Here is a 22279-nt window from a genome sequence, read left to right as displayed (position 1 = left end):
GATGTCGACGCCGCCGCGCACGCCTGACCGGCGGACGATTTCCGGTCAGCCGGACGTCAGAAGTTGGCTAAAATCTACAGTCATGTAGATGCACCCTGCGGCCGTGCGGCGTTCCGGAACTCCGCGCGTCACCGCTCGCGCGCACCACCCGGGCCGCGGACGCCCCTGTCCTGATGCGGAGCGCGGCGCAACTACACCCGGGCGCCAAAGTATGGTGCCCCACCACATGTGCCACTGACCTGCGTGTTCCTACCTTGTGCCAGCACGTAGACGTCCCCCTCCCCGCCTGGAAGTGGTGCACATGGCCTCCGCAGCAACCGCTCCGCCAACGCCCGGACACCTCAAGCGCATTGTCGCGGCGAGCCTCATCGGCACCACCATCGAGTGGTACGACTTCTTTCTGTACGGCTCCGCCGCCGCGCTGGTGTTCAACAAGCTGTTCTTCCCCGAGTCCGACCCGCTCGTCGGCACCCTGCTCTCCTTCCTGACCTACGCCGTCGGGTTCGCCGCCCGACCGCTGGGCGCGCTCGTCTTCGGGCACTACGGCGACCGCCTCGGACGCAAGAAGCTCCTGGTGCTCAGCCTCCTCATGATGGGCGGCGCCACCTTCGCGATCGGCCTGCTGCCCACCTACGCCACGGTCGGCGCGGCCGCCCCGGTGCTGCTGACCGTGCTGCGCCTGGTCCAGGGCTTCGCTCTCGGCGGCGAGTGGGGCGGCGCGGTGCTGCTGGTCTCCGAACACGGGGACGCCGAGCGCCGAGGCTTCTGGGCGTCGTGGCCGCAGACCGGCGCACCCGCGGGGCAGCTGCTCGCCACCGGTGTGCTCTCGGCCCTCACGGCCCTGATCTCGGACGCGCAGTTCACCTCATGGGGCTGGCGCATACCGTTCCTCCTCTCCGGCGTGCTCGTCATGGTCGGTCTGTGGATTCGTCTCTCTGTCGACGAATCGCCGGTCTTCAAGGAGGCGCTCGCCCAGGCCGAGGCCCGCAAGGCCGAGGCGGCCGACACGGTCGAGAAGATGCCGCTCGTCGCCGTCCTGCGACACCACTGGCGCGACGTCCTCGTGGCGATCGGCGCCCGCATGGCCGAGAACATCAGCTACTACGTCATCACCGCCTTCATCCTCGTGTACGCCACGACCTCGGCCGGGGTCTCCAAGCAGACCGCACTGAACGCCGTGCTCATCGCCTCCGCCGTGCACTTCGCCACCATCCCGGCCTGGGGCGCCCTGTCGGACCGGATCGGGCGCCGCCCGGTGTATCTGCTGGGCGCGGCGGGCGTCGGCCTGTGGATGTTCCCGTTCTTCTCCCTCATCGACACCGCGAGCTTCGGGAACCTGATCCTCGCCGTGACCGTGGGCCTGGTCCTGCACGGCGCCATGTACGCCCCGCAGGCCGCCTTCTTCTCCGAGATGTTCGCCACGCGGATGCGCTACTCCGGCGCCTCCATCGGCGCCCAGTTCGCCTCCGTGGCGGCGGGCGCGCCGGCGCCGCTCATCGCGACGGCCCTGCTCGCGGACTTCGACAGCTCCACGCCGATCTCCCTGTACGTGATCGCCGCGGCGCTGCTGACCCTGATCGCCGTCGGTGTCGCGAAGGAGACCCGCCACCGCGACCTCGCCGACATCGAGACGAAGGACACCACGAGCGAGGCGCCGGCCGACCGCCGCGCCGATGCCCACAGCGTCTGACCGTCCCGGTACACCGACCCCGTACGCCTCGCGCGTACGGGGTCAGCGTATGTCCGGGCCGGACAACCGGTGCAGCCTCAGGGCGAGTTGTATCTCCAGCGAGCGCGCCGGTGACTGCCAGTCCGGACCGAGCAGCCGGCCGATCCGCTCCAGGCGCTGGGCCACGGTGTTCACATGGACGTGCAGTGCGTCCTTCGTGCGGGCCGGGCTCGAACCGGACGCGAAGTAGGCGTCGAGCGTGCGCACGAGGTCGGTGCCTCTGCGCTCGTCGTACGTGACGACCTCTCCAATGGTGCGGCCGACGAACCCGCTGATGTCCCGGCTGTCGGCGAGCAACAGGCCCAGGAACCCGAAGTCCTCGGCGGCCGCGCCCTCACCGGCCCGGCCGAGCAGGCGCAGCGCGTCGAGACAGCGCTGTGCCTCGGCGTACGCGAGGGCCGCGGTGTCGGTGCGGGCGGCCAGGTTCGGGACGGGGGCGGAGGCGCCCACCGTGACCGTCTCGTGGATCGCCGCGGACAGCCGCTTGGCCACGTGCGCCGCGACACCGGACGCCGTGCCGCCGGAGCGCAGCGGCAGGAGCAGGACGGTGCCGCCGTCGCGGGCCGCGGCCAGGCCCTGCCGGGTCGCCGCCAGGTGGTTGGCCGCCGACCACAGGCGGCGGCGCGCGGCGGCCTCCTGTTCGGCGTCGGCGCCGGCCGTCTCCAGGCGGGCCGCGAGCACGACGTGCGTGGCGCCCAGGTCGGCGTGCAGCCGCGCGGCCCGCTCCTGCAGCAGCCGCGGGTCGCGGTCGCGGGCGTCGAGCAGGTCGTCCAGCAACTCGCCACGGACGCGCTGTTCGGCCTCGGAGGCGGAGCGCCGGGCGAGCAGCAGCAGCGACGTGACCATGGCGGCGCGCTCCAGCGTGCGCTGGTCGACCGGGTCCAGGCCGGGGTGGCCGCGCAGCACCAGGGCGCCCAGGAGCTCACCGCCGGCGGCGACCGCCGCGACCCAGTCGTCGCCGCGGCGCACCGCGTGCCCCTCGGTGCGGGACGCCTCGACGGCCTCGCCCGGGGCGGTGTCCGCGTCGGTGAACTCCACGGTCCCGTCGAGCACTTGGGAGACCGCGGCCGCGACGTCGTGCACGCCGCCGCCGCGCAGCACCAGTTCGGCGAGGCGGTCGTGCACGTCGGAGGCGCGCTCGATGACGCCGCTGCGGTCCCGGATGATCTCGTTGGCCCGCTCCAGTTCGCCGAGTGCCTCGCGGGTCTCGGTGAGGAGGTTCGCGGTGTCGATGGCGGCCGCGGCGAGCGCCGCGAACGAGCCGAGGAGCGCGATCTGTTCCCGCTCGAAGACCCGCGCGCGCCGGTCCGCGGCGAACAGCACGCCGATCACGTGCGGCCCCAGCATCAGCGGCACCCCGAGGATGGCCACGAGGCCCTCGTCGTGGACTCCCGCGTCGATGGTGCGGGTGTGCTGGAAGCGCACGTCCTGCCCGTAGTTCGCGGTGACGTACGGCCGTGCGGTCTGCGCGACGAGTCCGCCGAGCCCCTCCCCCATGCCGAGGCGCAACTGCTGGAAGCGGGCCGCGACGGAGCCCTCGGTCACCCGCATGTAGGTGTCGCCGCGGGCCGGGTCGTTCAGCGTCAGATACGCCACGTCGGTGCCGAGCAGCGATCTGGCCCGCTGGACGATGGCCTGCAGCACCGCGTCGAGGTCGCGCAGGCCGGCCAGGTCGTGCGCGGTCTCGAACAGGGCGGACAGCTCGGCCTCACGGCGCCGCCTGCCCTCCATCTCCTCCCGCACCCCGAGCGCGAGCCGCTTGGCGTCCTCGAGGGCCGCTATCCGCGCGGGTGCCGCACCCTCGGCGCGTGCGACCAGCACCGGCTGTTCGTACGCGTCGGCGGAGGCGCCCCTGGCGAGCAGTTCCAGGAACGGGGCCTGCGCGTCCCCGGTGGTCACCGGGGCGGAGGCGGCGGCTGAGTGCGGTGGGTGCTGCGACATGCTCAACAGGATTACCCGCCGTGGGGCGGGCCCGGCCAGCCCTGTGGACAACTCAGGATTTCCGGGAAGTGCGGCCACCCGTCCGAGCGACGACATTCCCTGCATTTCAGATGAAAAGGGATCATTGGCGTGCGGATCAGTGCGCGGTCCAGCCGCCGTCGAGCGACAGCGACGTACCGGTCATGAACGAGGCCTGCGGTGTGCACAGGTACGCCACCGCCTCGGCGACCTCGTCCGGCTCGATGAGCCGCTTGAGCGCACTGTCCTGCAGCAGCACCTCGCTCACGACCCGCTCCTCGGGGATCCCGTGCGCGGCGGACTGGTCGGCGATCTGCTTCTCGACGAGCGGCGTGCGCACGTAGGCCGGGTTGACGCAGTTCGAGGTGACGCCGTGCGGGGCTCCCTCCAGCGCCGCCGTCTTCGAGAGCCCTTCGAGGCCGTGTTTCGCGGCGACGTACGCGGACTTGAAGGCGGAGGCCCGCAGCCCGTGCACCGACGACACATTGACGATGCGCCCCCAGCCCTGGCCGTACATGTGCGGCAGCGCTCCCCGGATCAGCCGGAACGGGGCCTCCAGCATGACCGTCAGGACGGTGTGGAACACCTCGGGCGGGAACTCCTCGATGGGGCGCACCAGTTGGAGCCCCGCATTGTTCACGAGGACGTCGGTTCCCGCCGCCGCGGCCTCGGCGGCGTCGAGGTCGGTCAGGTCGAGGACGTAGGGCTCGATGCCGTCGGTCCGTTCGGCCAGTGCGCCGAGGCCCTCCCGGTCCCGGTCCACCGCTCTCACCTTGGCGCCCGCGGCGGCGAGCCGCAGCGCGCAGGCCCGGCCGATGCCACTTGCGGCGCCGGTGACGAGTGCGGTGCGGCCGGCGAGGTCGAGCGGCACAGCATGGGGTGCGGGGAGTGGCGTGCTCGGGGTCATGCTCCGCACCCTAGGCAGCCGATCAGCGCCGCCCGATGTGGTCGGCACCCATACTTCAGCGCTCGGTCATGGTCTCGAACCATGTCGGTCCTTCGGACTGTGCCTGCTTGATGCGGAACACCGCGTGCTCGCTGAGCTGCGGCAGCGCGTCCAGCGCGAACCATCCGACCTCGAGGGACTCGTCGTCGTTGACCCGCGCCTCGCCGCCGGTGGCGCGGCAGCGGAAGGTGATGTCCATGAACTGGCACTGGTCACCATTGGGGTAGGTGATCGGCTTCAGCGCCTGCACGAGGACGACGCGTTCGGCCACGCACTCGACGCCCGTCTCCTCCTCCACCTCGCGCGTCGCGACGTCGGCGGGCTGCTCCCCCGGCTCGGCGATCCCCGCGGGCACCGCCCAATGGCCCGTGTCGCTGCGGCGGCCCAGGAGCACCCGCCCCTCGTCGTCGAAGACGACGGCGCTGACGCCCGGCAGATAGAGCAGTTGGTGGCCGGCGGTGGCCCGGATGTCACGGATGAAGTCTGGAGTCGCCATGCCCTCGACCCTATCCGTACGGCCGAACCAGCACGTCAGCCGTCCGTACGCCGTCCCCGGCGAGACCGCACAAGGGCCCAGGCGAGGCCGCCGACGCCGATCGCGACCAGGAGTGCCTCGGGCGCGACGCCCGCGCGCGTGGCCAGGGTCCGGGAGGTCCGCTTGGGGACGTCGGCGAGCAGGGTGTCGGGCTCGAACATGCCGGTGTGCTGGGCGACGGATCCGTCGGGCCGGATGACGGCGCTGACCCCGCTCGTGACCGGGACCATCACGGCCCGCCCGTGCTCGACGGCGCGCACCCGGTCCATCGCGAGCTGCTGGTAGGTCATCTGGCTGCGCTCGAACGTCGCGTTGTTGCTCGGCACGGACAGGATCTGCGCGCCTTCGCGGACCTGGTCGCGGACGACGTCGTCGAACGCGGCCTCGTAGCAGGTCACGTTGCCGATCTTGGTGCCCGCCATGTCGAAGACGACGGCCTTCTTGCCGGGCACGAAGTCCCCGGCGCGATCGACGTCCTTGCTGAAGATCCGGAAGAAGCTGCGGTACGGCATGTACTCGCCGAACGGCTGCAGATGCCGCTTGTCGTAGGTGGCGCCGGGACCCTTCTTCGGGTCCCACAGGATGAGCCGGTTGTGCGTCGCGCCGTCCCTCGTGGTGACGACGGCGCCCACCGAGATCGGCGCGCCGACCGCCTCGGCGGCCCGCTGGATCTCGTCGTACGCGTCCTGGTTGACGTACGGGTCGATGTCGGAGGAGTTCTCCGGCCACAGCACGAGCTCGGGCCGCTTCACCTCGCCCGACTTGATCCGGGCGGCGAGCTTCATGGTCTCGCGGACGTGGTAGTCGAGGACGGCTCGCCGCTGGGCGTTGAAGTCGAGGCCCATCCGCGGCACGTTGCCCTGGATGAGCGCCACGCGCGCGGTGCCGGCCTGCGCCGCGTTCGACACGAACGGCATGACCGCGGCTCCGGCGATCACCGGTGCGACGGTGCACACCGCCGCGACGGCGACGGTACGGTCGCGCAGCACGCCCGCGTCACCCGAGCGTCGGAGGTCGAGGACGCGCAGGACGAGGGCGGCCAGCCCGAAGCCGCACAGCACCACGGCGAAGCCCAGCAGCGGGGTGCCGCCCAGGGAGGCGAGCGGCAGGAACACACCGCTGGGCTGTCCGAACGCGACCTTCCCCCACGGGAAGCCGCCGAACGGGAAGCGGGCGCGCAGCGCCTCGTCCGCGATCCAGACCCCGCTCGCCCAGAGCGGCCACAGCGGAAGCCGTGTCACGTACGCGATACCCAGACCGGCGAGCGACAGGACCAGCGCCTCGGCGACGGCGAGCGCGAGCCAGGGCAGCGGTCCGACGTCGACGCCGGTCCACGACAGCAGCGGCACCAGGTAGGCGAGACCGAAGACGAGCCCGAGTCCGAAACCCGCCCTCAGCCGCCGCCCGTGGAGGGCGAGCCCGAGGAGGGCGAAGGAGAGCGGCGCCAGCCACGGCAGTTCGCGCGGCGGGAAGCTTGCGTACAGCAGCAGGCCGGCGAGCACCGCCAGGCCGACGGGCACGAGCCGTCGCAGGTAGGAGGGACGAGCGGGCTGCGCGGCGGGCTCGTCCGACGGGGCGACGGGAGGTGCGGTGGCGGTCACCCGGGGAGTGTACGGCGCGTCACTGTCAGGGGGACATGGCGGTCGGCCCGCCGGGCCCTCGGGAGCACGCCTCTCCCAGGAGCCACGGCGTGTGCGGGCCACCGCGCCTCCGAAACGTTCCTGCGCAACTCCCGCGCACAGCGGCACACCAGCCGTTACCGTGTGCCCGAGTCCCCGACGTACCGCCGGATCCGGCCACCATGTCGGGGGCCGTCACGGTCGGGGGGCGGTGGGTGGGAACCACGGGGTGGTCTGCGGGCACCGGCGCGGGTGCGGCCCGGCACCGTGCGCTGACCGACGCGGCGGGCCTCGGCGTCCTCGGCGGCTGCGCCGTGTGGGCACTCGTCACGTCGACCGCGCGGGCAGGCCGGCCCGAGGGGATGCTCCTCGCCGTGCTCGCCGTCGCCGCGGGCTATGCGTGCGGCCGGATCGGCGGGGCTCTCCTTCCGGCAACCGCGTCCGCCGCGGCCGGGGCCGGCGGCCTGTTTCTGGCGGTGCTGTCCCCGCACACCGTTCCCGCCCCGGACACCATGGCCCCGCTCGGGCGCGCCGGTGCCACGGCCGCGCTGCTCGCCCTGTCGGCGGGCGCGCTGTGCTGCGCCGCGTGGTCGGCGCGGCACCGCGGGCTGCGGATCGCTCTGCACGTCCTGGCGGCCGGGACGGTCGTGGTCGCCGCCGTCCTCGGGTCCTGGGCCGGGATCGCCGCCTGCGCGGTCGTCGTCCTGTCCTCGCTCGCGGCGGCCGGAACACGCCACAGGGCGTTCGGTCTCGCGGGCCTCGGCGTGGCGACGGCCATGGTGGCGGGCCTCTGCGCGGCCCTGGCCCGGAACGTGCTGCCGGCCGGCCTGACCGCCTCGCTGGAGGGCCGGCTCACCGCGCACCGTGTCCTGCTGTGGCGCGACGCCCTGGACCTGGCCGCGTCCGATCCGGGGCTGGGCGTCGGCCCCGGCCGCTTCGAGGAGCTCAGCCCGACGCTCGCGCAGTCGCCGCTGCCCGACGGCAGACCGCACTCGGCCGTCCTCCAGGTGGCCGCCGAGCAGGGGGTCGTCGGTGTGGTCCTGCTCGCGGCCGCTTACTGCTGGCTGCTGTGCGCGCTGTGGCGCTCGACCCGCTCGACGCAGGTGGTCCTGGCCGCGGGCGCGGCGCTGACGATGGTGGCCGCGCTGGCGTCCCTCGGCAACGCCCTCAGTTTCACGACGGTGACGGCGGGCGTGGGCCTGCTCGCGGGCATCGCCACCGCGGAGCCGTTCCCGAACGACCCACCGCACGACGAGGCCGCCCCGGTGGATGTCCGGAGCGGCCACGGGTGAGCGGGCGAGGGGTCAGACGGCGGGGCCTGCCGCCTTCGGCTTGAGGCGGTCGCGGATGTGCCGCACGGCGTCCTCCGCGTCGTCCACGGTCACCGTGAACTTGCGGCCGTCACCGAGGCTGAGGACCACGCCCTCGCCGCGCCGCACCACGACGGCCGTACCGATCTCGGGACGCCACCGATAACCCCAGCCGCCCCACTGCCGGGGCGTGACGCGGGGCGCGAAGTCCGCGTCGACCACATGCGCCAGGGGGATGCGGCGCCGCGGCAGTCCGACATGGCCGCAGCGCACCTCGAGGTGGTCCTTGTCGACCTTCACGGCGACGTGGAGGAACGCGAGGGTGCCGAACAGGACGAGCAGCCCGACGGCGATGAGCCCGACGACGGACATGGCCAGGGCCGCGATGCCCGTGGCCCACGAGTTGTCCACGGCCAGCTCGATGCCGAGGGCCAGACAGGCGAAGCCGCCCATGGCCAGCAGCCACTGCACACGGTTGTGTGCGCGACCGGTCCAGATGTCGCTCGCGTGGGCGGAAGTGCGTCGCCCGGGGTGTTCGTCGGCGGCGTGTTCCCTCATGGACACGAGCCTACTCATGTTCCGGTGTCGAGGCACCGGCTTGCGGAGCGTGACTGCTCCGTATCGGGGTTCTCGCTCAGCCCGCGTGGCTGACTGCCTGCAGGGAGCGGCCTTCCGCGTAGGTGAGAGCGGCCTGCGGGAGCGGCTCCGTACGCCCGCTGAGGATCACCGTGAGGCTGCCGTGCGTGCCCGGAGCGGCCGGGGGTCGCTCGCCGATGCGGCGCAGGGCCTGCGCGGCGACGGCCCCGGCGCTGCCGTGCAGCGTGAGGGGCGCGGCGCCGGGCTGCTGCACCGCGGCGCGGATGCGCTCCGCCACCAGTTCGTAGTGCGTGCACCCCAGGACGAGGGCCTGGACGTCACGCGGTGTGAGCGCCGCCGCGGCCGCGATGGCCCGGTCGATGCCCTCCTCGTCGGCCCACTGCACCGCGTCGGCGAGCCCGGGGCACGGCACCTCGGTGACCTCGACCCCGGCGGCGAAGTCGCGGATCAGTCCGCGCTGGTACGGGCTGCCGGTGGTGGCGGGCGTGGCCCAGATGGCGAGGGGGCCGCCGCCCGAGGCGGCCGGCTTGATCGCGGGGACGGTGCCGATGACGGGGATCGCCGGTTCGAGCCGGGCGCGCACGGCCGGCAGGGCGTGCACGGAGGCCGTGTTGCAGGCGATGATCAGCGCGTCCGGCCGGTGCGCCGCGGCGGCCTCGCAGGCGGCGAGCGCACGCTGCGTGACGTCCTCCGGGGTGCGCGGACCCCACGGCATGCTGTCGGGGTCGGAGGAGAGCACGAGATCGGCGTCGGGCCGCAGGCTCCGTACCGTGGCGGCGGCCGCGAGCAGTCCGATTCCCGAGTCCATGAGCGCGATCTTCACCCGGAAACCATAGACGATGGCTCCGACGGAGCCGGGCCGGTGCGGCAGACTGCGGCGGATGGACGTCGTTGCGTGGATCACCGCGGCCTCGCTGGCCGCATGGCTGTGGCTGCTGCTCTGCCAGGGCTTCTTCTGGCGCACGGATCTGCGGCTCCCGCCGCGCACGGAGCCCGCGAACTGGCCGGACGTGTGCGTCGTGGTGCCGGCCCGGGACGAGGCGGCGGTCCTGCCGGACAGCCTCCCGTCGCTGCTCGCCCAGGACTATCCGGGCCGGGCGGAGATCTTCCTTGTCGACGACGGCAGTTCGGACGGTACGGGCGAGGTGGCGCGGGCCCTCGCGGAGCGGCACGGCGGACTGCCGCTGACGGTCGACTCCCCCGGCGAGCCGCCCGCGGGCTGGACGGGGAAGCTGTGGGCGGTGCGGCACGGCATCGGTCTGGCACGCGCGCGTGGACCCGAGTTTCTGCTGCTCACCGACGCGGACATCGCCCATGAGCCCGACAGCCTGCGCACCTTGGTGGCCGCGGCCGACGCGGGCGGCTTCGACCTGGTCTCGCAGATGGCGCGGCTGCGGGTGGCGAGCATCTGGGAGCGGCTCGTCGTGCCGGCGTTCGTGTACTTCTTCGCGCAGCTCTATCCGTTCCGGTGGATCGCCCGGCGGGAGTCGCGCACGGCCGCCGCGGCGGGCGGCTGCGTCCTGTTGCGGACGGCTGCGGCGGAGCGGGCGCGGATCCCGGACGCCATCCGGCAGGCGGTGATCGACGACGTCTCGCTCGCGCGGGCCGTGAAGCGCTCGGGAGGCCACATCTGGCTCGGCCTGGCCGAGCACGTCGACAGTGTGCGGCCGTATCCGCGCCTGGCCGATCTGTGGCGCATGGTGTCGCGCAGCGCGTACGCGCAGTTGCGGCACAACCCGTTGGTGCTGCTGGGCACGGTGCTCGGCCTCGCGCTCGTCTATCTGGTGCCGCCGGCCGCCGTGTGCGTCGGCCTGGCCGCGGGAAGCGCGCCGACCGCGTTGCTGGGCGCGCTCGCCTGGACCGTGATGACGGGTACGTACCTCCCGATGCTGCGCTACTACCGGCAGCCCCTCTGGCTGGCTCCGCTTCTGCCGTTCACCGCGTTCCTCTATCTCCTCATGACGGTCGATTCCGCGGTGCAGCACTACAGAGGTCGAGGCGCGGCGTGGAAGGGGCGTACCTACGCCCGTCCCGACGCCGCGCCCGAACAGCGGTGAACCCGGCGCTACGGAGAGCTACTTGCGGCCCGGCGTCCAGTTCATGCCCCACCCGTAGGCCTGGTCCACGGTGCGCTGGGGGCTGACGCCCCGGGCGGGGACGAGATAGCGGGCCTCGCGCTGGACGGTCAGGTCGCCGCCGTTGTTGGTGATGAGGGCGAGCGCGCACACCGTGGAGGGCACCGTGCACTCGTCCAGGGAGAAGTCGATGGGTGCCCCGTGCAACGGCTGCAGCGTCACCGTCGCGTGCAGGTCGGCGAAGCTGCGGGCGCCTTCGTAGATCGTCACGAAGATGAGAATGCGGCGGAACGCGTCCTTGTGGTCGAGGTTGATGCTGAGGTTCTCGCCGGTCGCGACGGTTCCGCTGCGGTCGTCGCCGTCGAGGTGGATGTACGGGGGCTGGTGCAGCGCCCCGAAAGCGTTGCCCAGGGCCTGCACGACGCCCTTGCGTCCGTCGGCGAGTTCGAACAGGGCGCACAGGTCGAGATCGAGATCGCGGTGCATCGCGGTTGCCCGGCCGCGCTTGCTCCCCCAGCCGCTGAACTGTTTGCGCATCTCCCAGTTGAGATTGACGCGCATCGCACCGGATGTGCCGCCCTGTTTCGCCAGAGACACGGTGGGAGCCGTCTTGGTGAGCGTGACCTTGGTCAGAGGCGCGGGGGCGGGCGACGGTGCCGTGGGCGGCGGGTTCATCGGGGCGGCCGGAATCCGCGGTGCGGACGTCGGCGCCGGTGCGGGTGTCGGGGCCGGCGTGGCATGTTGCGGCTCGTCGACCGTGATCCCGTAGTCGGTGGCGAGCCCTTCGAGGCCGCTGCCGTAGCCCTGACCGACCGCACGGAACTTCCAGGCGCCCTGGCGCCGGTACAGCTCGCCCAGCACGAACGCGGTCTCGACCGTCGCGTCGGCGCTGTCGAAGCGGGCGATCTCGGTACCGGCGGCCGCGTCGACGACCCGGATGTAGAGGCCCGGTACCTGGGCGAACGTTCCGCCGTCCGCGGACGCGGCGAGGACCACCCGCTCGATGGCCGGCTCCACGCGCGCGAGGTCGACGAGCAGGGTGTCCCTGACGGCGCCTTCCGCGGCGCTCTTGCCCTCGTGCCGCACCGCGCCGGACGCGTGCGCGGGCTGGTTGTAGAACACGAAGTCCGCGTCGGAGCGCACCTTCCCGGAGGCGAGGAGGAGCGCCGACGCATCGGTGTCGGGCACACCCGGGCCGGAACGCCATCCCAATTCGACCCGCACCGCCAGAGCCGGCACCGCGACATTCGATCCTTTGGCCATTGTCATGTCTGCCCCCAACGCTCATCTCCGGGTTCCCCCGTCAACCTATTCCCCGGCACGTAAAGGACCCCAGAGGCGCGTATGAAGATCGCTGGCCAACCCCTGGTAACCCTTCAGGAACTCGGCCTTTACACGATCACAACGCCGAACGGCGACCGATTTTCCCAAGTTCGCTCGCATTGGGGACACGCAGTCACGGCCGACGCGCAAAAGAACCCTCTTATCGGTCTACCCCAACGGCCACATCGTGGGCTTAACTTATGTGCCATGACCTCCCCCCGCTCCACCTATGGCGGCGGTTACTACTCCGCGCCGTCCTTCCCGGACACTCCGATCTACGACTCCCTCGTCGCAGAGCGGGGCACGCCCCAGATCGCCCCGATCCGGGTTCCCTCCGCGTACGACACCGGCAGTCATCTGCCCGCCCTGCCGGCGGCTCTTCCCGCACTCCCGTCCGCGCCCTCGCCGCAGTACGGCTACGGCGCCCAGCAGCCCGCTCCGATGCAGGCGGCCCCGACCGCGTACATCCCGCAGCAGGCCGCCGCGCCGCGTGGCTACCCGGGCCCGCAGGCCCAGCCGCAGCGACCGGCGCCCGGTACCGGCTACGAAGCGATGCGTCCGGCCGCGCCCCGGCCCGCCCCGGCGCCGTACGAGGATCCGTACAGCCGCCAGCAGTACCGCGGTTACTGAGCCACGACGATTCGCTCCGCCCGCACCCGGGGCTGTCGGTGCCTGCTGGCAGGATGGCCCCATGTCGCAACCTGTACTCAGTTCGATCCACGTCCACCCGCTGAAGGCGGTCCGGGGGTTCGCCCCGCGTGAGGCGGTCGTGGAGCCGTGGGGACTCGCGGGGGACCGCCGCTGGGTGCTGGTCGACGCCGCGAACAAGATCGTGACGCAACGCCCGCACCCGAGGCTGGCGTTGGCCGCCGCCGAGGCGCTGCCCGGCGGCGGCGTTCGCCTGTCCGCCCCCGGTAGGGACCCGCTGACGGTCGAGGTCCCCGAGCCCGGCGCCACGACCACGATCGAGGTCTGGAAGGACAAGGTCGAGGCGGTGCTCGCCGCCCCTGCGGCGCACGCCTGGTGGAGCGCGTACCTGGAGAGGGACATACGTCTGCTGCATCTGGACGACCCGGCGACCAGACGCCCGATCGACCCGGCGTACGCCCGCCCCGGCGAGACCGTCAGCTTCGCCGACGGGTATCCGCTGCTGGTGACCACCCTCTCCTCGCTCGACGCCCTCAACTCCCTCATCGCGCAGGGTGACCACGCGGACGAGGGGCCGCTGCCGATGAACCGTTTCCGGCCGAATGTGGTCGTCTCCGGGACCTCGCCCTGGGCCGAGGACGACTGGTCGCGCATCGCGATCGGCGAGGTGACCTTCCGCATCACCAAGAAGTGCGGCCGCTGCGTCGTCACGACCACGGACCAGGAGACCGCGGAGCGTGGCAAGGAACCGCTGCGCACGCTCGCCCGCCACCGCCGCTTCGGCGACCAGTTGTGCTTCGGGACGAACCTGGTGCCCGAGTCGGCCGGCTCCGTGCGCGTGGGGGATCCGGTCACCGTTCTCGAATAACCGTCACCCGGTCGGGGAACCCGACGGCCCGACACGCTCGTTGAGGGACAATGGCAGCGTCGGAACCATCGGCGTTCAGCGTCGCACGGAGTTGAGGTGGCTCTACCGGGCCCCAGCCGCGCGTGGACGCCGCCGTCCGGGGTCAGGACGGGAGCGGAAGGGGGTGCAGGCTGTGCGAGCGATCACCGGGCTCTGGCGTTGGCGCCGCAATCCGTTGCGCCGCAGGACCGACCTGGCGGAGGCGTGGGTCGCACTGGTCGCGCTGATGCTCATCGTCGTCGCCGCACCGGTCGTCGGCGTCGTCGCGGGATCCCTGTCGCGTGACGCGCTGTACCGCTCGGTCCAGGAACAGCGGAGCTTGCGGCACCAGGTCACGGCGACGGTCGTGCAGAAGGTGGCACAGCCGCCGCTCGACTCCGATCCGGAGACCTCGACCGCGCGGGACGCGCACAGCCGGGTCATCGCGACCTGGAAGGCGCCGGACGGCACAGCGCACCGGGACCGGGTCATCGCCGCGCTCAACACTCCGCACACGGGCGACACGTTCCCGCTGTGGATCGACGGGCGGGGCCAGGTCGTGGGCCGCCCGCTCGACCGCACGACAGCGACCACGCACGCGGTGCTGGCCGGATTCGGCGCCGCCGTCGCCGTCACCGGTCTCGTCGAGGGCACCAGGCGCCTGGTCGTGTGGCGCATGGTCCGTCGCCGGTACGCGCGTTGGGACCAGGCCTGGGACATCGCCGGTCCCGACTGGGGCAGGACGGGCACGGGCAGCTGACAGGGTGCGACTCCGGTCAACTACCGTGCTCCGCGCACGCTACGGTGGACCCACCTTTCGCAGGAACAGCGCCGGGCAGGGCGTGAACACGACCCGCGTACGACGAGGTGGGGGCAGATCAGCGCCATGGCACAGGGCACGGTCCAGGTGACGCACACCGGCACATCGCGGTGGCGGCGCCGCACGGGTGAGTACGCGTCACTGGCCGCCGCCCTGGAAGCAGCAGGTGATGGAGACGTCCTGACCATCGCCGCGGGCACGTACAGAGAGAATCTGGTCGTTCAGCGGGCGGTGACCCTGCGCGGCCCCGAGGGCTCCCCCGGCTCGGTGCGCATCGCGCCCGTCGACGGGGTGCCGCTGACCGTGCGGGCCTCGGCGACCGTGCAGGACCTGCACATCGAGGGGCAGGACGCGGCGGCGCCCGCGCTGCTCGTCGAGGAGGGCGCCCCGGAGCTGGTCGACATACGGGTCGTCACCCGGTCCGCCTCCGGGATCGAGGTGCGCGGCGGCGCGCGCCCGACCGTGCGGCGCTGCGTCGTCGACAATCCCGCGGGCATCGGCATCGCCGTCCTGGACGGCGGGGGCGGCGTCTTCGAGGAGTGCGAGGTCGTGGCCGCAGGTCAAGCAGGGGTCGCCGTACGCGGCGGCGCGCACCCGCGCCTGGAGCGCTGCCGGGTGCACCACACCTCGGGTTCGGGGCTGTCCGCGACCGGCGAGCACAGCGGCCTGGAGGCCGTGGGCTGCGAGGTGTACGAGGTCAAGGGCTCGGGCGTGCAGATCACCGGCCGCGCCACGGCCCACCTCACCGACTGCGACGTGCACCGCACGACGGCCGACGGCGTCACGCTCGACACGGACGCGGTGCTCACGCTCGCGGACTGCCGCATCCACGACATTCCGGAGAACGCGATCGATCTGCGGTCCCGGTCCGTGCTCACGCTGACGCGGTCCACGGTGCGCATGTTCGGGCGCAACGGTCTGTCGGTCTGGGACCCGGGCACACGCGTGGACGCCAATCAGTGCGAGATCCACGACAGCACCGGCGACTACCCGGCGGTGTGGGTGAGCGACGGCGCGACCGCCGTGCTCGACGCGTGCCGGGTGCACGACGTGCCGGACGCGCTGTTCGTGCTGGACCGCGGCTCGCGCGTCGACGTCGTCGACAGCGACCTGTCCCAGGTGCGCAACACCGCGGTGTCGGTGAGCGACGGGGCGACCGCGCAGCTGGACGACTGCCGCATCCGTGAGGCCGCGACCGGTGCCTGGTTCCGCGACCACGGCAGCGGCGGCACGCTCGCCAACTGCACGGTGGACACGATCCAGACCGGCGTCATCGTCACCAAGGGCGCCGACCCGACGATCGAGCGCTGCACGGTCACGGCTCCCGCGGAAGCGGGTTTCTACGTGTCCGCCGGCGGCCGGGGCAGTTTCACCGGCTGCCGCGTGACGGGCAGCGGCGGCTACGGATTCCACGTGATCGACGGCTGCCGTACGACCCTGAAGAAGTGCCGTACGGAGCGGTGTGCGCGCGGTGGCTACGAGTTCGCCGAGGACGGCCCGCTCGTGGAGGAGTGCACGAGCGACGAGAGCGGCGGCGTCCGCCCGGGCGGCGCGCCGGCCGCCCCGGAACCGGCCGTGCAGACCGCCACCCAGTCGGTCGGGCTGCTCAGCGCCCTGCCCGACCAGCGGCCCGCGGCGGCCGCGGAGTCGGCGGAGTCTGCGCCGAAGGCGTCCCGTCCGTCCCAGGACGTGCTGGGTGAGCTCGACGCCCTGGTGGGCCTGGAGAGCGTCAAGCGCGAGGTGCGGGCGCTCACGGACATGATCGAGGTGGGCCGCAGACGCCAGGAGGCGGGCCTCAAGGCGGCGTCCGTGCGACGTCACCTGGTGTTCACGGGCTCCCCCGGTACCGGCAAGACGACGGTGGCGCGTCTGTACGGCGAGATCCTGGCCGGGCTCGGCGTCCTGGAGCAGGGGCATCTCGTCGAGGTGTCCCGGGTCGACCTGGTCGGCGAGCACATCGGGTCGACGGCGATCCGCACCCAGGAGGCCTTTCAACGGGCCCAGGGCGGCGTGCTGTTCATCGACGAGGCGTACGCCCTGTCCCCCGAGGACTCCGGGCGCGACTTCGGCCGTGAGGCGATCGACACGCTCGTGAAGCTGATGGAGGACCAGCGGGACGCCGTGGTCGTCATCGTCGCCGGCTACACCGCGGAGATGGAGCGGTTCCTGTCGGTCAACCCCGGTGTGGCGTCCCGCTTCTCACGGACCATCACCTTCTCCGACTACGTTCCCGAGGAGCTGCTGCACATCGTGGAGCAGCAGGCCGACGAGCACGAGTACCGGCTCGCCGCCGGGACGCCCGAAGCGCTGCTGAAGTACTTCACGGCGATCCCGAAGGGCCCGGCGTTCGGCAACGGCCGCACGGCGCGCCAGACGTTCGAGTCGATGGTGGAGCGGCACGCGGGACGCGTCGCCCAGGTCGACGAGCCCAGTACCGACGACCTGACGCTCCTCTACCCGGACGACCTCCCCGAGCTGCCCTGAGGCTCGCGCTCGGGCCGCGGCTGCGGGAGGCCCGGCTTCAGGCGGGCCAGCAGCCGTCCCCGTTCCTCGGCGAAGACCGGGTCGGCCTGGTAGTCGCTGTGTCCCAGGATCGGTGCGGGCAGCGGGTGCTGCTCGGTGCGGCCGTAGGCGAGCGGGTCGAGCAGGGCCGGGTGGTCGACCTGCGGACCGCAGTCGCCGGACAGCCGGATCGGGCCGCCGATGGGGTCGGTCCTGCGGTGCAGGTTGCGCCAGCAGTCGACCTGGCGGTGCAGGGATGTCAGGGCGGCGGGTCCGAAGTGCGCCGGGAACCACCGCCCGTACAGGCGCTCCAGCGGTGATCCGTAGGTGAGCAGTCCGACGCGTTTGCGCACCGAGGGGTGGAGCTGCCAGGCGGCCGCCGCGGCGAGGACGCTGCCCTGCGAGTGGCCCGACAGGACCAGACGGCCGCCGGTGGTGCGCGTCCATGTGTCCATGCGCCAGGTCAGGTCGGGGACGGCGCGCTCCGCGTAGCAGGGGGGCGCGAAGGGGTGCGCGGCACGCGGCCAGAAGGTGCCCACGTCCCAGAGGATGCCGATGGTGCGGCGCGCGGAGGGGTCCTTGTAGGCGCGGCGTCCCCAGGTGACGAACAGTATGAAGCCGACGCCGATCAGCCAGGAGCCGAGCGCCTGCGCGGTGTCGGCGGCGCCCTCGACGACGGAGTACGTGCCCTCGGCCGCGGCCCCCGGGACGTCGCCGGTCGACCAGGCGCCGGCCACGGCGAGGGCGCCGAGCAGCAGCGTCACGGACGAGATGACGCCGATCATCAGCGGGGCCCGGTCGGTGAGGGCGGCACGCGCGCGCGTGCCCGCGATGCGATCGGTACGGGCCTCGTCGGAGGGTTCGCCGCTCGCGCCGGGCCGGCCGTCGAGGTGGTAGTCGATCCGGACCTGGGCGGTCTCGCGCTTCTTGACGCGCGCGGTGCGGACGGCGAGGGCGGCGCACAAGGCGGCGATGACGACCAGCAGCGGCGGGATCACCGACGCCTGCCAGGAGAGCAGGACCGGCGGGCCCTTGATGAGGCCGCTGGTGCCGTCGAGCCAGTCGGCGACGCGCTGCGCGACGCCGCCGGTCATCACGCCGCCGAGGGCGCAGGCGAGCATCGCGGTGGCGGGACCGCCGAGGCCGCGCAGGGCGGTTCGGCGGTCGGGGGCCCTGCCGTAGATCACCTTGGCGACGACGGCGAGGGCCACCACCAGGGAGCCCTGGACGAGGGCGATGCCGCCGAAGGTCACGTCGCCGGGCAGCCGTCCGGACGAGCTCCATCCGGGACGGGACCAGCCCGCGTACAGCATGCTCAGCGCGAGCAGGGCGAGCGCCCCGTACGGCAGAACGCGGACGAGGACGCGGTCCAGGCCGACGTCCAGCGTGTTCTCGCTGCGGCCGCGGTGGGCGACGACGCCGATGACGACGACCGCCCCCACGAGCAGGGCGCCGACGAGGATGCGGCCCAGAATGTCGAGGAGCACGGGGCCGCCGGGCGCCCGGTCGTGGCGGGCCGCCGCGGTGCCGACGGCGGCGGCGACGGTGAGCAGGCCGGCCGCGGAGTGCGCGGCGCGCAGCCGTGCGACCAGGCGGCGCCCGTACCAGAAGCCGGGTTTGCCGAGGGCGGTGCTGGTGTCGCCGTCGTCGGGTTCGGGCTGGTGCGACGGCGGGAGGTGGGACTCGTAGGCGCTCCATGTGCGGTGCGAGAGGTACCAGAGCAGGGCCGTGAGGGCGGTGGGCACGAGCGCGGCGAGAGCGAGGCGGCGGCCGGGCTGGCTCCACCAGCCGCCGTCGCCGTGCGCGTCGACGGCGAGGAAGCCAAGCCACGTCCGCTGTTCGCCGCACGCCGCGGTGCCCGCGCACTGCCATGCCGTCAGATCGAGGGCGACCTCGCACGCGGCGGCGACGAAGAGGACCGTGAGGGTCAGTCCGGCGAGGCGGACGAGCAGCCCGTAGAAGCGTACGGCGCCGGACTTGCGGAGGGCGTTGGGCCGCATCCAGTGGGCGAGGTTGACGATCATGAAGGGCAGCAGCACCAGCCACAGGGCCCGTGAGCCGTTGCCCGAGGTGAGGTTGCACCAGACGTACGCCTCGGGAACGGGCTTGCCCCGGTAGTCCTCGGGTCTGCTCTCCGCGTCGACGTCGTCGACGCGTCGGAAGACCGCCGCCGTCTCGTCGCCCGACACCCGCACGGTGCGCGGGTCGTCGAGCATCTCCTGGGGTGTGGTGCCGCCGACTCCGTGGACGAGCAGTTCCAGAGCGGTCTCGTCCGCTGCCCGTGCCTCGTGGGCCTGGTGGTTCTCGTGGGATGTGTGGTTCTGAAGATCCTTGTGCTTCTGAAGGTCCGCGTGGTTCTCAAGGTCTTCGCGGTTCTGAAGGTTCTCGCGCGCCATGTCGTGGTGTCCCCCGTTCTGAACTCCACCAGGATCCCGGCTCAGCGCTCCCGTCCGCACCCCTCGTCACGGAATCTCCCCGATCGTTGTGTCGGGGAGATGCAGGTCGCACGCGCGGGCGGTGGTACGCGTGTCGGTGGCGCGTGCGAGGATGACAGACCAGAGCAGGCCGTGTGGCAGGCGTGACCAGGCGAAGGGACCCGACGGGACGTGAGCGAGAATCAGAACCTCCTCGCAGAGCAGCGCCGCGCCCTGATCCTCGAGGAGGTCCGCCGCCGCGGCGGCGTCCGGGTCAACGAACTGACCAGGAAGCTCGGCGTGTCCGACATGACGGTCCGCCGTGACCTGGACGCGCTGGCCCGGCAGGGCGTCCTGGAGAAGGTGCACGGCGGCGCCGTCCCGGTGGTCGAGGCCAGCACGCACGAGCCGGGCTTCGAGGCGAAGTCCGGCCTGGAGCTGACCGCCAAGGAGGACATCGCGCGCGCCGCGGCGGCCCTGGCCGCGCCCGGTACGGCGATCGCGCTGTCCGGTGGCACGACGACGTACGCGCTGGCGCAGCACCTGCTCGACGTGCCGGACCTGACGGTGGTCACCAACTCGGTGCGGGTGGCCGATGTGTTCCACGCGGCGCAGCGCAGCTCGGGCAGCCGGCCGGGCGCGGCGACGGTGGTGCTGACCGGTGGCGTGCGCACGCCGTCCGACTCGCTGGTGGGACCGGTCGCCGACCAGGCCATCGCGGCGCTCCACTTCGACGTGCTGTTCCTCGGGGTGCACGGCATAAGCCCGGAGGCCGGCCTGTCCACGCCGAACCTCGCGGAGGCGGAGACGAACCGGCGGCTCGTGCAGTCCGCGCGGCGCGTGGTGGTCGTGGCCGACCACACCAAGTGGGGCACCGTGGGCCTGAGTTCGTTCGCGGCCCTCGATCAGGTGGACACGCTGGTGACGGACGCGGGGCTGCCGGTGGAGGCGCGCGCGGAGGTCTCCGAGCACGTGCGGCTCGTCGTCGCCGGTGAGCCGGAGTCCGGTACAGACATCTGACGGACTGCCAGCTATGGTGTCCGTACCCGGTCAACCAGTCTGTTCCGCTTGCCCGTTGGGGCGTCCAGTAGGGGGGCTGAACCTTCATGGCACGCCGTCTTCTGCCTGTCGGCCTCGATTTCGTCGAGACCGCCCCGGTCCGGCTCGTGTTCGCCCGCGAGGTGTCGGCCTCGCCCGGGGCGGTGTACCGGGCGCTCGCCGAGGACGTCGCCGGGTGGCCCCAGTGGTTCTCGGCGGTGACGCTGGCCCGGCCGCTCGACGAGGGGGCCCGGCGGGAGGTCCGCCTCAAGGGCGGGACGCGGTTCCTGGAGACGATCGTGGCCGCCGAACCCGAGCCGGACGCGGTCTACGCGTACCGGGTCGACGAGACGAACGCACCGGGGATCCGGGCCCTGTTGGAGGAGTGGCGGATCGTCGAGGTGCCCGGTGGCGCGCGGGTTCAGTGGACCTTCGCGGCGGACGGGGCCGCGCCGTTCCGCATCGGGCTGAAGGTGGGGCGGGCCGGGCTAGGGCGGGCGTTCCGGGACGCGGTGGGGGCGCTTGAGCGGCGGCTGGCTTCGGCACCCCGCGCCGAGAGTTGAGGTCACGGGGCGTCGCCCCGGACCTCGTTCCGCACGCGGCGCGGGGCCGTGATCGGCCGGAGGGGACCTATCGGGGCCACTCCCCCGTCTCCAGCAGCAGCCGGATCGCCTCCGCGTACGGCCCGATGTCCAGCCCCTGCTGCGCCAGCCACTCGTCCGAGTAGTACTTGTCCAGGTACCGGTCGCCCGGGTCGCACAGCAGCGTGACCACACTGCCCTTGCGGCCCTCGGCCACCATCTCCGCGACGATCTTGAGCGCGCTCCACAGGCCGGTGCCCGTCGAGCCGCCCGCCTTGCGGCCGATGGCCTGCTCCAGGGCGCGGACCGCCGCGACGCTCGCCGCGTCGGGGACCTTCATCATGCGGTCGATGGCGCCGGGCACGAAGCTCGGCTCCATGCGGGGGCGGCCGATGCCCTCGATGCGGGAGCCGCAGTCGCTGGTGGCGTCGGGATTGCCGGTCGTCCAGCCCTCGAAGAAGCACGAGTTCTCGGGGTCGGCGACACAGACGCGGGTGTCGTGCTGGTTGTAGTGCACGTAGCGGGCCAGCGTGGCCGAGGTGCCGCCGGTGCCGGCCGTCGCCACGATCCAGGTCGGGCAGGGGTAGCGCTCCAGCTCCATCTGCCGGTAGATCGACTCGGCGATGTTGTTGTTGCCGCGCCAGTCCGTGGCCCGCTCCGCGTACGTGAACTGGTCCATGTAGTGGCCGCCGGTGCGGGCGGCGAGGGCCGCCGACTCCTCGTACATCGTTCTGGAGTCGTCGACGAAGTGGCACTGGCCGCCGTGGAATTCGATCAGTCGACATTTCTCGGCGCTCGTCGTACGCGGCATCACTGCGATGAAGGGGACGCCGATCAGCTTCGCGAAGTACGCCTCCGAGACGGCCGTCGAGCCGCTGGACGCCTCGATGACCGGGCGGCCCGGCCGGATCCAGCCGTTGCACAGCCCGTAGAGGAAGAGCGAGCGCGCGAGGCGGTGCTTGAGGCTGCCGGTGGGATGTGTCGACTCGTCCTTCAGATAAAGGTCGATGCCCCAGTGCTCGGGGAGCGGGAAGCGCAACAGGTGGGTGTCCGCCGAGCGGTTGTTGTCGGCCTGGACCTTTCGGACAGCCTCTTTCAGCCACGTCCGGTATGCGGAGTCCGTGTGGTCGACATCGAGCGTCGTCATCGGCTCCCCCGCCGTACCGTCGCCCGCGGGGCGACCCTGCTGCATCATGCTCACCGCGCGGCTCCTTCGCGTCGTTCCGAGCGTCGGCCCGGGCGAGACCTCACAGAAGGGGGTGCCGTGCGAGCCGGTGCGGGTCCGGCCGAAGTGACC

General features: G+C 72.6%; 18 protein-coding genes. 9 read left to right on the top strand and 9 right to left on the bottom strand.

Annotated elements, in window-relative coordinates; genetic code table 11:
- The first annotated feature begins 301 nt into the window (after positions 1-301).
- Complete coding sequence (locus ACQUQD_RS37070) at positions 302-1690, top strand: MFS transporter (protein ID WP_428956593.1); 1389 nt, start codon at positions 302-304, stop codon at positions 1688-1690.
- 42 nt (positions 1691-1732) lie between these two features.
- Here the strand turns inward: ACQUQD_RS37070 and ACQUQD_RS37065 are convergent, their stop codons facing one another.
- The 4 genes from ACQUQD_RS37065 to lnt all read right to left on the bottom strand — a co-directional run bounded on the left by ACQUQD_RS37065 (position 1733) and on the right by lnt (position 6770).
- The gene (locus tag ACQUQD_RS37065) at positions 1733-3670 is read right to left on the bottom strand and encodes a helix-turn-helix domain-containing protein (protein ID WP_428956592.1); all 1938 of its coding nucleotides are present in this window, start codon (positions 3668-3670) and stop codon (positions 1733-1735) included.
- A 136-nt stretch (positions 3671-3806) separates the two neighbouring features.
- Positions 3807-4595 carry a 3-hydroxybutyrate dehydrogenase gene (locus tag ACQUQD_RS37060; RefSeq protein WP_428956591.1) on the bottom strand — a complete coding sequence of 263 codons (789 nt, stop codon included), beginning with the start codon at positions 4593-4595 and terminating at the stop codon, positions 3807-3809.
- A 55-nt stretch (positions 4596-4650) separates the two neighbouring features.
- Positions 4651-5130: an NUDIX hydrolase gene (locus ACQUQD_RS37055; RefSeq protein WP_428956590.1), complete on the bottom strand. Its 480-nt coding sequence runs from the start codon at positions 5128-5130 to the stop codon at positions 4651-4653.
- A 35-nt stretch (positions 5131-5165) separates the two neighbouring features.
- Entirely contained in the window at positions 5166-6770 is a 1605-nt protein-coding gene (gene lnt, locus ACQUQD_RS37050) for an apolipoprotein N-acyltransferase (RefSeq protein WP_428956589.1), read from the bottom strand.
- A 233-nt stretch (positions 6771-7003) separates the two neighbouring features.
- On the opposite strand from lnt, the gene ACQUQD_RS37045 reads away from it, so the two are divergent.
- A complete protein-coding gene (locus ACQUQD_RS37045) occupies positions 7004-8080 on the top strand; it encodes an O-antigen ligase family protein (protein ID WP_428956588.1) in 1077 nt (358 codons plus the stop codon).
- A gap of 12 nt (positions 8081-8092) precedes the next feature.
- Here ACQUQD_RS37045 and ACQUQD_RS37040 read toward each other — a convergent pair whose 3' ends face one another.
- Together ACQUQD_RS37040 and ACQUQD_RS37035 are read right to left on the bottom strand one after the other, a co-directional pair.
- Positions 8093-8656 (bottom strand): hypothetical protein, encoded by a 564-nt coding sequence (locus ACQUQD_RS37040; protein WP_428956587.1) that lies wholly within the window; start codon positions 8654-8656, stop codon positions 8093-8095.
- Positions 8657-8732: 76 nt separating this feature from the next.
- Positions 8733-9518: a glutamate racemase gene (locus tag ACQUQD_RS37035; RefSeq protein WP_428956586.1), complete on the bottom strand. Its 786-nt coding sequence runs from the start codon at positions 9516-9518 to the stop codon at positions 8733-8735.
- Positions 9519-9576: 58 nt separating this feature from the next.
- Here ACQUQD_RS37035 and ACQUQD_RS37030 point away from each other — a divergent pair, with 58 nt between their 5' ends.
- Positions 9577-10752 carry a glycosyltransferase gene (locus tag ACQUQD_RS37030; RefSeq protein ID WP_428956585.1) on the top strand — a complete coding sequence of 392 codons (1176 nt, stop codon included), beginning with the start codon at positions 9577-9579 and terminating at the stop codon, positions 10750-10752.
- An 18-nt stretch (positions 10753-10770) separates the two neighbouring features.
- Here the strand turns inward: ACQUQD_RS37030 and ACQUQD_RS37025 are convergent, their stop codons facing one another.
- A complete protein-coding gene (locus tag ACQUQD_RS37025) occupies positions 10771-12033 on the bottom strand; it encodes a TerD family protein (protein WP_428957747.1) in 1263 nt (420 codons plus the stop codon).
- Positions 12034-12300: 267 nt separating this feature from the next.
- On the opposite strand from ACQUQD_RS37025, the gene ACQUQD_RS37020 reads away from it, so the two are divergent.
- From ACQUQD_RS37020 to ACQUQD_RS37005, 4 genes are all read left to right on the top strand, one after another.
- Positions 12301-12723, top strand: coding sequence for a DUF6643 family protein (locus ACQUQD_RS37020; protein WP_428956584.1), 423 nt, complete (start codon positions 12301-12303; stop codon positions 12721-12723).
- 61 nt (positions 12724-12784) lie between these two features.
- A complete protein-coding gene (locus ACQUQD_RS37015) occupies positions 12785-13609 on the top strand; it encodes an MOSC domain-containing protein (RefSeq protein WP_428956583.1) in 825 nt (274 codons plus the stop codon).
- Between the two features lie 163 nt (positions 13610-13772).
- On the top strand, positions 13773-14387 hold the full coding sequence (locus ACQUQD_RS37010) for an Rv1733c family protein (protein ID WP_428956582.1): 615 nt from the start codon (positions 13773-13775) through the stop codon (positions 14385-14387).
- A 126-nt stretch (positions 14388-14513) separates the two neighbouring features.
- A complete protein-coding gene (locus ACQUQD_RS37005; protein WP_428956581.1) occupies positions 14514-16931 on the top strand; it encodes a right-handed parallel beta-helix repeat-containing protein in 2418 nt (805 codons plus the stop codon).
- On the opposite strand, the gene ACQUQD_RS37000 is transcribed toward ACQUQD_RS37005, so the two are convergent.
- Positions 16901-19345 carry a hypothetical protein gene (locus tag ACQUQD_RS37000; RefSeq protein ID WP_428956580.1) on the bottom strand — a complete coding sequence of 815 codons (2445 nt, stop codon included), beginning with the start codon at positions 19343-19345 and terminating at the stop codon, positions 16901-16903. The two genes, ACQUQD_RS37005 and ACQUQD_RS37000, sit on opposite strands and share 31 nt — an antisense overlap.
- Positions 19346-19555: 210 nt before the next feature.
- Here ACQUQD_RS37000 and ACQUQD_RS36995 point away from each other — a divergent pair, with 210 nt between their 5' ends.
- Both ACQUQD_RS36995 and ACQUQD_RS36990 read left to right on the top strand, forming a co-directional pair.
- Positions 19556-20383, top strand: coding sequence for a DeoR/GlpR family DNA-binding transcription regulator (locus tag ACQUQD_RS36995; protein ID WP_428956579.1), 828 nt, complete (start codon positions 19556-19558; stop codon positions 20381-20383).
- Between the two features lie 86 nt (positions 20384-20469).
- Complete coding sequence (locus tag ACQUQD_RS36990) at positions 20470-20964, top strand: SRPBCC family protein (RefSeq protein ID WP_428956578.1); 495 nt, start codon at positions 20470-20472, stop codon at positions 20962-20964.
- A gap of 67 nt (positions 20965-21031) precedes the next feature.
- On the opposite strand, the gene ACQUQD_RS36985 is transcribed toward ACQUQD_RS36990, so the two are convergent.
- Positions 21032-22174: a PLP-dependent cysteine synthase family protein gene (locus tag ACQUQD_RS36985; RefSeq protein ID WP_428957746.1), complete on the bottom strand. Its 1143-nt coding sequence runs from the start codon at positions 22172-22174 to the stop codon at positions 21032-21034.
- Between the last annotated feature and the right edge of the window lie 105 nt (positions 22175-22279).

The sequence above is a fragment of the Streptomyces sp. cg35 genome (assembly GCF_050410835.1).
In the GTDB taxonomy this organism is placed as follows: domain Bacteria; phylum Actinomycetota; class Actinomycetes; order Streptomycetales; family Streptomycetaceae; genus Streptomyces.
The sequence above is the reverse complement of the archived record's forward strand: the minus strand, read 5'-3'. Positions and strand labels throughout refer to the sequence as shown.

What these genes read in the sequence shown, in the direction of transcription:
- ACQUQD_RS36990 (WP_428956578.1), top strand. Translation starts at nt 20,470, where the DNA reads ATGGCACGCCGTCTTCTGCCTGTCGGCCTCGATTTCGTCGAGACCGCC.
- ACQUQD_RS37020 (WP_428956584.1), top strand. Translation starts at nt 12,301, where the DNA reads ATGACCTCCCCCCGCTCCACCTATGGCGGCGGTTACTACTCCGCGCCG.
- ACQUQD_RS37015 (WP_428956583.1), top strand. Translation starts at nt 12,785, where the DNA reads ATGTCGCAACCTGTACTCAGTTCGATCCACGTCCACCCGCTGAAGGCG.
- ACQUQD_RS37005 (WP_428956581.1), top strand. Translation starts at nt 14,514, where the DNA reads ATGGCACAGGGCACGGTCCAGGTGACGCACACCGGCACATCGCGGTGG.
- ACQUQD_RS37070 (WP_428956593.1), top strand. Translation starts at nt 302, where the DNA reads ATGGCCTCCGCAGCAACCGCTCCGCCAACGCCCGGACACCTCAAGCGC.
- ACQUQD_RS37060 (WP_428956591.1), bottom strand. Translation starts at nt 4,595, where the DNA reads ATGACCCCGAGCACGCCACTCCCCGCACCCCATGCTGTGCCGCTCGAC.
- ACQUQD_RS37000 (WP_428956580.1), bottom strand. Translation starts at nt 19,345, where the DNA reads ATGGCGCGCGAGAACCTTCAGAACCGCGAAGACCTTGAGAACCACGCG.
- ACQUQD_RS37030 (WP_428956585.1), top strand. Translation starts at nt 9,577, where the DNA reads ATGGACGTCGTTGCGTGGATCACCGCGGCCTCGCTGGCCGCATGGCTG.
- ACQUQD_RS36985 (WP_428957746.1), bottom strand. Translation starts at nt 22,174, where the DNA reads ATGCAGCAGGGTCGCCCCGCGGGCGACGGTACGGCGGGGGAGCCGATG.
- ACQUQD_RS37065 (WP_428956592.1), bottom strand. Translation starts at nt 3,670, where the DNA reads ATGTCGCAGCACCCACCGCACTCAGCCGCCGCCTCCGCCCCGGTGACC.
- ACQUQD_RS37055 (WP_428956590.1), bottom strand. Translation starts at nt 5,130, where the DNA reads ATGGCGACTCCAGACTTCATCCGTGACATCCGGGCCACCGCCGGCCAC.
- ACQUQD_RS37025 (WP_428957747.1), bottom strand. Translation starts at nt 12,033, where the DNA reads ATGGCCAAAGGATCGAATGTCGCGGTGCCGGCTCTGGCGGTGCGGGTC.
- ACQUQD_RS37040 (WP_428956587.1), bottom strand. Translation starts at nt 8,656, where the DNA reads ATGAGGGAACACGCCGCCGACGAACACCCCGGGCGACGCACTTCCGCC.